We start from the raw sequence: 9,879 nt of genomic DNA on the forward strand, positions 1-9,879 counted from the left end.
ATCATTTTGCGGGGCTAAACGTGTCGCTACCTGTGTTAAAAAATTCTCATTTACGACTGCATGGATGCAGAAGGTAGAGCAATGCAGGAGCAATTGCCGAGAACAACTAAATAGCGAATTTTTTGCCTAGCTATCAACACGTTTTTCCAGCCTCAAAATAGATCACTTAATTAAGCGAATTGGTATTAGTCTTTATTATATCCCTCAATAAATAGCATTAACGTGCTTAACCATATAAAATTCGCGGCAATTAAATATGAGCGAAGCGACATTGTAATGAGTAGAAAGATTGAACTATTAGCCCCAGGCGGTGATGTTAACGCGGTAAAAGCCGCCATTGTAGCCGGTGCTAATGCGGTTTATTGTGGGTTAGATACCTTTAATGCACGTAACCGAGCGTCTAATCTTTCGTTTGATGAGCTTAACGGCGCACTTCGCCTAGCCCATGAATACGGCTGTGAAATATTTTTAACGCTAAATGTAGTTATATTAGAGCACGAAATGGGCGCGCTATTTAAGCTACTTAACCAACTCGTAAATACCACGCTCGATGGCATTATTGTGCAAGATTTAGGGTTGTTCAATATAGTTAAAAAGCACTTTCCTACTTTGCATATTCACGCATCAACTCAGTTAACCACCCATAACGAATCACAGGTTGAGTTTTTAGCGCGCATTGGCGCTACACGTGTAAATTTATCGCGCGAGCTTAACCTAACTGAAATTAAAATATTGACCGACGTAGCGCACAAATGTGATGTATTAACCGAGGTGTTTGTACATGGTGCATTGTGTATTGCGTTTTCGGGGCAATGTTATTCAAGCTCAGTAAGTGTGGGTAACTCAGGTAACCGTGGTCGTTGCTCACAAGCATGTCGTGATGAATACGAGCCAACGGCTATGGGTAACAAACATCCGTTAAACTTAAAAGACAATTCAGCCTATTTTGATTTACCAGAGCTGGTAGCCGCAGGTGTTGACTCGTTAAAAGTAGAAGGTCGCATTAAAGGTGCTAACTACGTTCATACCGTTATTGATAGCTGGCGCAAACAAATAGATACCTTTGTACAAACAGGTAACTTAATTGAAGACGATTCAAGCTTATACAAAGTATTTAACCGTAATTTTACTAATAAGTTTTTGCAAGGTGACATGACAAAAAACATGTTTACCGACAACCCGCGCGACCATAGCTTTGATCACGCTAACGAAAAGAGTAACGCGATTTCGGTTGTGCAAATTTACGATGCACAACAAGAGCTCGCCGCAGAAAAAAATGACATTGATACGTTAGTTAAAAAGAAAATTGAGTTTTTATATATTTCAAAGCGAGAACTACGCTTTGAGTTTAGCGGCCAATTAAACCAGCCATTTACAGTAACACTGACAATAAACGATAAACACGACAACACCCTAGCAGAGCAAAGCGCTCTGCAACCTCTACGCTTTGAAGTTCAATCGCAAATGCCTATGCAAACCGCCGATAAATCGATTGTGGACATTGCAGCTATTGATAAACGCTTTAAAACCTTTAGTAATGCCAATTTTGAAATTAAAAATATGGATTACTCAAACTTAGGCAACAACTTGAGCATTCCGTTTAAAGAGCTTGCCCGTATTAAAAAGCAAGTCGCGTTTTTATTAAACGAAGGCAAAGACGTACTCGCCCCTGTTGAACTGCCAAAACTAGTAAACCACCCTAAAGCCGATAACAAAACAACACTCTCTATTTTAATATCGGACATAAAAGACGTTCATCTATGTGATTTAACAGATGGCGATGTTTACTTTAAATTACCAGAGAGCTTTAGAACCGATAACGATAAATACATTAATGTATTTTTAGAGCACCCACATTTAATTCCGTGGTTTCAGGCGGTGTTAATTGGTAAAGATTTTGAAGAAGCGGTACGTTTGCTAGAGGTTGTAAAACCTAAGCTTATTATTAGTAACAACACAGGCGTTGCATTTAAAGCAGTACAAATGGGTATTGACTGGATTGCAGGCCCGTTGTTAAACACCACAAACTCTTATGCGTTACTTACACTACAAGAAGATTTAAACGCAAAAGGCGCGTTTATTTCAAACGAAATAAACAAACCACAAATGCGTAATATTAAACGCCCTAACAACTTTAAAATGATGTACAGCATTTATCATCCAATACTAATGATGACTAGCCGACAGTGTTTTTTCCAACAAACCGTTGGCTGTAAAAAACCACGTATTGACGCAAGCTGTATGCTGAGCTGTAAAAAAGAAACCACCGTTACCAATGTTAAAGGTATTAGCTTTGCTATTGATAAACAAAAAGGCGGCTACCCAAGTATTTACAACCATGAGCAATTTTTAAACATGGATATTGTGAGTGACTTTGCCGACAAATTTGACGAATTTATGATTGATTTAACCGACATTGGCTCAGGCGATAAAGAAAAACTGGATAAAGCCGTGTTACTTGCGCATTTTCAAGATTTAATTAACGGGCAAACACAAGCGGTTGAACACTTAAATAGCTTGGTTAAAGTACAAACCCGCCAGCAGTATGTTGAAGGCCTAAACAGCTAAGGTAACTAACATGACATTGCCATTATTATATTCATTACAACACTGCCCATACGCAATGCGTGCACGAATGGGTATTTTAATGGCAGAGCAACAAGTACTTCTACGCGCTATAAAAACTAAAAATAAACCGCCGCATCTGTTGCAAATATCGCCTAAAGGCACTGTGCCTGTTTTATTACTGCCTAACAACCAAGTGATAGATGAAAGCCTCGATATAATGCTGTGGGCTTTAAAGCAAAACGATCCGCATAATTTACTGCATACTCAAGACCCATTAGCACTTGAGCGCATGCTTGAGTTAATTAAGCTAAACGACACGCAATTTAAACCGGTGCTCGAAAAGTACAAATTTTATGCTCGTACAAAAGACATGGCACAAATTTATTATCAAAAAGCCTGCGAAGAGTTTATTAAGCAATTTGAAGTAAAACTAACCACGCATAAATACTTAATAGGCGATGAAAAAAGTCTAGCCGATTATGCCCTGCTGCCATTTATTAGACAGTTTGCCCGCGTAGATAAACACTGGTACTTACAAAGTGAATATACGCATGTTCGTGCATGGTTAAACGAGTTTTTACACGCCCCTATTTTCACCAAAGTCATGGCCAAATTTGATTTGTATATGGACTGCGGCGAAGAGTTTTTATACGGCGTTAAAAAGTCTTAACTTAGCCTTTGTTTTATAAGGAATTACATTACTTTAACTAGCTGTAAATCTTAGCATTGAATTATTCTCATCATCGGATTTAAGCCCTATATTTACGCTATACTGCCCTCCCCATTATTAACAAACGCTATGCATTATGAACTACTCAAACTTTGGCACTAAATTTACACAACCCAACGGCATTACCCAATTAATGGAAGACTTAGGCGGGGCTAAAAACAGTAACAATCCTAATATTGTTATGCTGGGTGGCGGTAATCCCGCATTAGTACCACAAGTAAATGAGGTTTTTTTAAGTGAATTACAAAAACTTGTTGCCAGCAATAAAGTATCGCAAGTATTTGGGCTTTACGATGGCCCAACCGGTAACGACGAGTTTAGAGCTGCATTAGCTGGCCAGCTAAGTAAAGAGTACGCATGGGATATTAGCGCTGATAACGTAGCACTCGGTAATGGCAGTCAAGCTAACTTTTTTGTGCTGTTTAATATGTTGGCAGGCGAAATGCCGGATGGCAGCCAAAAAAAGATTTTATTCCCCCTCGCGCCAGAGTACATAGGTTATGCCGATCAAGGTTTATCGGCTGATATGTTTGTTGCCATAAAGCCTGATATCGAAATTTTAAATACAGGCAGCACATCAAAACAGTTTAAATACGTCATTGATTTTAAAGCAGTTGAGAAAACACTAGCAAACGACAGCAGTATAAGCGCGCTGTGCGTATCACGCCCAACCAACCCAACAGGTAATGTAATTACTGACGATGAAGTAAAACACCTTGATTTGCTTGCTAAGCAATATGGTATTCCACTCATTATTGATAACGCATATGGCGATCCGTTTCCAGGTTGTATTTACACCGATGCAAACCTAACGTGGAACTCAAATATAATTTTATGTATGTCACTTTCAAAACTGGGCCTACCGGGTTTACGCAGCGGTATTGTAGTTGCAAACAATGAGATTATTAAAGCAATTGGCCGCGTAAACGGCAGCATGGTGTTATCGCCAAATAGTATTGGCCCAAGCTTAGTGACACGCTTAATTAACGACAACGAACTACTGCCACTGTGCCGCAACGTTGTACTGCCTTTTTATCGTAATAAAGCACACATAGCGATTGAGTTGTTTGACGAAGTATTTGCCGAACTGCCTGTTTATTTGCACAAAGTTGAAGGTGCATTTTTTATGTGGCTGTGGTTTAAAGATACAAAAATAACAAGCGAGGTGTTGTATCAACAACTTAAAGAGCAAGACGTGTATGTGATCCCAGGTCACAACTTTTTTATCGGCATTGACGATGATTGGGCGCACAAGCACGAGTGTATTCGTATTAACTATGCTACCGATGCAGACACCCTAAAAAAAGGCTTAGAAGCGATTAAAAGCCTAATAAAGTAAATATAAAGATGCCGATATAAATATCGGCATCATTCATTTAATTCGCTTATATATTCGTTTAAAATTCATGCAAACGCACTGTATCCCCTTTAAATTTATATACAAGTTGGTATCCTACGCGCCCTTTTTTAATAGCAATTCGCTTAATTAAGTGATCTATCTGAGGTGAGAAAATCGTGTCGATAACCAGGCAAAAATTTCGTTATTTAGTTGTTCTATATCAGAAATTTTTAACGCAATTAGCGTCAGATTTAATCCCTCAAATTGATTAAGTATTATTGCGGGTTGGTATAACATATGCCTATTAAAAAAGAAATCGTCAAGGAGCGAATACTGCTGCAAGGCACTTACTGTAAGTGACAGCTTTAACACAATCGGCATCGCGTATAAATATTGGTTTTAAACGTAAGATGTAACTTTAAATAGCAACATGCAATAGCACTATTAAGGTCAATTATGCGATTAGGACCAGGACTACTCGTCACCGCTGCCTTCATTGGACCAGGGACCATTACTACCGCCAGCGTGGCAGGTGCAAACTTTGGTTTTGCACTTATATGGACATTACTGTTTTCAGTAATTGCCACTATATTATTACAATCTATGGCGGCGCGCCTTGGCGTTGCCACCGGGCAAGATTTAGCTCAAGCGCTCAGAGCACATATTCAAACGCCTTTATTTAAATCTTTAGCTATATTTTTAGTCATCAGCGCCATTGGTGTGGGCAGTGCAGCTTATGAAGCGGGTAACTTAAGTGGCGCTAGCATGGGATTAATTGAAATATTCCCTCAAGTTAGCTCCCAACTATGGACACCACTTATTGCTTTTTTTAGTGCAGCTTTACTGTATAGCGGCAAACATAAAGTGGTTGAAAACGCGCTAATTTTACTCGTTATTTTAATGAGCTTAGTGTTTATCTCAACACTTGTAATGGCAGCGCCTTCACTGGGTGATGTATTTGCTGGTTTTATTCCTAGTATGCCTGAAGGCTCTATTACAACCATACTAGCTTTAGTTGGCACTACCATTGTGCCGTATAACTTATTTTTGCACTCCGGCGTACTCGCTGCTAGACACGACAGTAACAGCGACATGCAAAAAATGATTAAACAAACAAATGTTGATACAGGCCTATCAATCACTTTGGGCGGTGTGATCACTTTAGCTATTTTATCTACAGCTTCAGTTGCATTTTATGGCACCGATGCGGGGCAAATTAGTGCGGCTAACATGGCCGTGCAACTAGAGCCATTGCTTGGCGACGCCGCTCATTACTTTTTTGCTATTGGCTTATTTGCTGCAGGTTTAACAAGTGCTATTACAGCGCCGCTTGCCGGTGCTTATGCTGTGTGTGGCATGTTAGGCTGGTCTAACGATATGAGCAACACGCGCTTTAAAGGCGTCGCTATTGTTATTTTATTGTTTGGTGCTGCGGTGGCGTCACTCGGTTTAGACCCTGTCGCGGTAATTATATTCGCGCAAGCGGCTAACGGGTTATTACTCCCTATTGTTAGCACCTACCTTGTATGGCTGGTTAATCAAAAAGGGGTTATGGGAAACTACACAAATTCTTTGCTGTTAAACTTGGTAACCCTACCCGTTTTAATCCTAATTTTTGGGTTAAGTAGCTACAAACTGATTAGTTTAATTTTCTAATTAATTTCTAAAGGCCATATTTAAAGCCCGCTGTTTATAATAAACAGCGGGCTTTATTTATTAATCACTATATAACGTATAAACCGTACTTATATTCACACATCTAACACGCTTTTTGGTTTTTAGTTACTTTAAATAATTGCGAAAATGTAAAACCACCTACCGCGCCTGCAAGCAGTTGAGCATAAAAACCCCAGCCTCTTGCGCCCGCTATAATATGAATATTCATAATTGATTCAATGGCAATTAACACAATAGCAAATGCCACAATGCCAGCAATAACAAATAACTGAGTAGTGTATTTTTGAACCTTTTTATTAAGCTTTGCGGTAACAAAAAAAGCGATGGCAAGTGCTACGGCAATAATAGCGCCGTAGGTAGGTAATAGGCCTAACCAATCATCAAGCGTTAAACTAGCACGATCACTAAAGCCCACCACTACACCTACATTAACTAATTGATTGACAACGTATTGGCTATGAAACAAGCTAGCTAGTGTGAATGTAAGTAACCAAGAAACTAAAAATGAAGGCAATACACGTGTTAAAAACGACATGGTTATCTCAACTTAAAATAAAGCTTTTTTCTTATACTGGCCATGCTAACAAAGGCTTGCCCGGTAAACAATGTATCTCTTTTTTTACTCTGCTTTCGCTTTGTGCGTTTTCTGTTAATGCAAGCGCTGCGCTACCAAAGGAGCAATACAGTACACAAACACTGGCTACGCAATTACAGTCTCCGTGGAGCATGGTTGAACTACCAAACGGCACATGGTTAATTACAGAGCGTGATGGTCATGTAGTTATAGTTAAGAACAACGTGCAATCAAGAGTAAAATTAAACCTTGAGGGCTTATACGTTGCGGGCCAAGGTGGTTTACTCGACATTGTTTTATCACCAGATTATAACGACTCAAAAGAAGTTATTTTTACTTATGCCCAAGGTGATGCAAGCGCAAACAGGCTGGTTGTTGCCAAAGCCACGTTTAATGGCACTGACTTTTCAAAGCCTAACGTTATTTATAAAGTAGCGACTGATAAAAACACACCGCAACATTACGCAGGACGCGCCCTTATCTTACCCGACAATACATTATTAGTTTCAACGGGCGATGGGTTTGACTTTAGAGAGCAAGCACAAGTTATCACCAGCCAACTTGGTAAAATATTACGTATAAACCTAGATGGCACCATTCCAACAGATAACCCATTTATTTATCATAAAAACCTAAATGCACATGCTGTCTACTCACTTGGTCATCGTAACCCTCAAGGCTTAGTTTATGATTACGATACGCAGCAAATTGTTAGCCACGAGCACGGCCCTGCAGGCGGTGACGAGCTAAACTACTTAACCGCTAGCACTAATTACGGCTGGCCGGTAATCACCTATGGCAAAGATTACTCGCAAGCGCGTATTTCACCCTTTACCGTATATAAAGGCATGCAAAAACCAAGTGTTAATTGGACGCCATCAATAGCGCCGTCAGGCATGGCGTATTACGGCTCTAAACATGCAGCTTTTCCTTCGTTACAGCAACATGTGCTTATCACTACCCTTGTTGATAAAAAGCTCTACAGCGTTAATCTGCTAAGTGGTGAATTTACACAGTCTCACGTATTTCCTAATGCCGCAGGCAGGTTAAGAGATGTGTTTATAACTGATAAGGGTAACGTCGCGGTATTAACAGACGGTAAAGAGGCAAAGCTAATGTTGATGACATCAAATTAATTCACAAAGAGAGTTAAGGCGCTTCGCTTTTAGAGGATAATAGCGGCTTTAGGGAACCGCTTTAATCACTCACAATCAGACAATGGCTCACTAATTGTGAGTGTATGAGTACCAAAATTTAATATAGCTTGGTATTTTCTAAAAAATGGAGAGCCTAATAATCCATATATTGTATTGCCACCACCAGCAGCCTGTACATGGTCTCGGTTTAGTGATAAAAACTGTGTACTTTCATACAACTGGCATGCCAATTCAAATTTTAAAACGTCTAGTGAAAGCTAGGAAGTCCAACGAAAGCTGGTAGTGATCATAAATTCAATGGTGCGAGATAGTGTCATGCGGGATCCTAAAATCGTTTGAAATTAGGAATTGACACCATAGTCACTTGTTATGTGTATATTGCACTCAAGGCCAAGTTCTACAACTTAAAGAGTTACCACCTTTATCAAAACCCCAAGCAATTATGATTTCCGTTTTAGGATCAACATCGTAATAAATAAGACATTTACCGACAAAGTCTTTAATACTGTAATTCGGTAATACTTCTTGCCTGCTAAAATGGTATCTCAAAAAACCAGTATCTAATGTTGTAATATTGGTTAACCCTTCGCCTGCGATTAAATAATCCGATCTTATCAACTCACCAGCATCGGGTGATTTAGAAAGCTTTTGATTATTTATATTCTCACCAATATTCATATTCAGATATCTCTGATAGTCCTTATGACCGACAGTGCAACCCGAAAGGAAAAATAAAAGGAAAATACTAGCAATTATTTTCTTAAATTGTTCAAACACTGGAATATTGCACCATATAGATTTATACACATTACGCCCGCCTAAGCGGCAATTTAATTATGGGCTAAAATATTGAGCGCAGCGACAATAGCCCATTGTTAATTGTCCGAGCGAACTTAAGAGCGAATTGTGGCGCTTGTTATGTGTATTTTAAACTGAACCAAATATTTCTAGTTTATTGGTATCAAGAACAAAAATTGATAAAACCTCAGATTTAACTGAATAAATAAGTTTGCCCCCCTCTTTGAGCACGACTTTACCCAGTAACTGATTGAACAACCACTCCCTAGGCATAGATTCAGCAATAATTGAGGAATGAACCAATGCGTGACATTTATAAAGTTTTTGAACTAGTTGGAAAGTATTCAATTTATGATGACACTCAATTATGCAAGTGACTCCTTTTCGCTTCCAAGTTTTTTCAATATGAACCCATTCGTTTTTGAAGCCAGTGGATTTAAACTGTTCTATGGCATCAAACACTTCTGATTTCGGCAACTCAGCATATTTTTCAGCAACCTCAAAACCATGTTTTAGAATTTTCTCGAAAGCTAAATACTTTTCATCATCTGAGTGAATGAAACACCCTAAATCTTGTGAGATATTAACATGGGCAATTGCAGGATCTTTTCCCAGGCTAAACTCAGTTTCTACTGGTAACTTAGAGCAACTTATAACTAGTCTTGAAAATTTGCTACGAAAGTTAAGTGGGTATAAAAGCCTTTCAATGAAATGAACCATAGATCTAGAATTCACAATCACAGTTTTTTGTTCTTCTTCGGTGTACGTGCTATCTAATACTAATTGAATATCCCAAAATCGAGTCATGCTCACAACTTTCCCAATACACATAACGCCACATTAAGCGGCTAAAAATTGTTGGCTATAATGTTAAACGAAGTGAAAACAGGCAACTGTTTTTAGTCCGTTTGAATGCCTTGTATGGATAATAAACCCATAAATTAATTAATACTTTAACCAAGTTCGGGTAATGTGAGGCCCAAGCTTTGGCTGCAACCAAAGCCTTTTATACAGTAGTTCGATTGATTGAAGGCTC

8 protein-coding genes are annotated in these 9,879 nt (G+C 39.0%); 5 read left to right on the forward strand and 3 right to left on the reverse strand.

Annotation, left to right across the window (positions count from 1 at the left end):
• Positions 1-276: 276 nt before the first annotated feature.
• The 4 genes from H5160_RS19870 (at position 277) to H5160_RS19885 (ending at position 6,293) form a co-directional block, all read left to right on the forward strand.
• Positions 277-2,568: a peptidase U32 family protein gene (locus tag H5160_RS19870; RefSeq protein ID WP_182738496.1), complete on the forward strand. Its 2,292-nt coding sequence runs from the start codon at positions 277-279 to the stop codon at positions 2,566-2,568.
• Between the two features lie 10 nt (positions 2,569-2,578).
• Positions 2,579-3,238 (forward strand): glutathione S-transferase, encoded by a 660-nt coding sequence (locus H5160_RS19875; RefSeq protein ID WP_154903022.1) that lies wholly within the window; start codon positions 2,579-2,581, stop codon positions 3,236-3,238.
• A 136-nt stretch (positions 3,239-3,374) separates the two neighbouring features.
• Positions 3,375-4,637, forward strand: a complete 1,263-nt coding sequence (locus H5160_RS19880) for a valine--pyruvate transaminase (protein ID WP_182738498.1) — start codon at positions 3,375-3,377, stop codon at positions 4,635-4,637.
• A gap of 456 nt (positions 4,638-5,093) precedes the next feature.
• Entirely contained in the window at positions 5,094-6,293 is a 1,200-nt protein-coding gene (locus H5160_RS19885) for an Nramp family divalent metal transporter (protein ID WP_182737447.1), read from the forward strand.
• Positions 6,294-6,396: 103 nt separating this feature from the next.
• Here H5160_RS19885 and H5160_RS19890 read toward each other — a convergent pair whose 3' ends face one another.
• The gene (locus tag H5160_RS19890) at positions 6,397-6,849 is read right to left on the reverse strand and encodes a hypothetical protein (RefSeq protein WP_182711184.1); all 453 of its coding nucleotides are present in this window, start codon (positions 6,847-6,849) and stop codon (positions 6,397-6,399) included.
• Here H5160_RS19890 and H5160_RS19895 point away from each other — a divergent pair.
• On the forward strand, positions 6,834-8,024 hold the full coding sequence (locus H5160_RS19895) for a PQQ-dependent sugar dehydrogenase (protein WP_182738500.1): 1,191 nt from the start codon (positions 6,834-6,836) through the stop codon (positions 8,022-8,024). The genes H5160_RS19890 and H5160_RS19895 overlap by 16 nt on opposite strands.
• A gap of 405 nt (positions 8,025-8,429) precedes the next feature.
• Here H5160_RS19895 and H5160_RS19900 read toward each other — a convergent pair whose 3' ends face one another.
• Positions 8,430-8,822 carry a hypothetical protein gene (locus H5160_RS19900; protein ID WP_154903017.1) on the reverse strand — a complete coding sequence of 131 codons (393 nt, stop codon included), beginning with the start codon at positions 8,820-8,822 and terminating at the stop codon, positions 8,430-8,432.
• Between the two features lie 150 nt (positions 8,823-8,972).
• Positions 8,973-9,650, reverse strand: a complete 678-nt coding sequence (locus tag H5160_RS19905) for a hypothetical protein (RefSeq protein WP_182738502.1) — start codon at positions 9,648-9,650, stop codon at positions 8,973-8,975.
• Positions 9,651-9,879 lie beyond the last annotated feature (229 nt).

The organism is Pseudoalteromonas sp. SG43-4, from assembly GCF_014164325.1.
Lineage (GTDB): Bacteria > Pseudomonadota > Gammaproteobacteria > Enterobacterales > Alteromonadaceae > Pseudoalteromonas > Pseudoalteromonas distincta.

Bases quoted from the DNA above. Each gene is read 5' to 3' on its own strand.
- H5160_RS19880 (WP_182738498.1), top strand. From the start codon at position 3,375: ATGAACTACTCAAACTTTGGCACTAAATTTACACAACCCAACGGCATT.
- H5160_RS19870 (WP_182738496.1), top strand. From the start codon at position 277: ATGAGTAGAAAGATTGAACTATTAGCCCCAGGCGGTGATGTTAACGCG.
- H5160_RS19890 (WP_182711184.1), bottom strand. From the start codon at position 6,849: ATGTCGTTTTTAACACGTGTATTGCCTTCATTTTTAGTTTCTTGGTTA.
- H5160_RS19885 (WP_182737447.1), top strand. From the start codon at position 5,094: ATGCGATTAGGACCAGGACTACTCGTCACCGCTGCCTTCATTGGACCA.
- H5160_RS19875 (WP_154903022.1), top strand. From the start codon at position 2,579: ATGACATTGCCATTATTATATTCATTACAACACTGCCCATACGCAATG.
- H5160_RS19905 (WP_182738502.1), bottom strand. From the start codon at position 9,650: ATGACTCGATTTTGGGATATTCAATTAGTATTAGATAGCACGTACACC.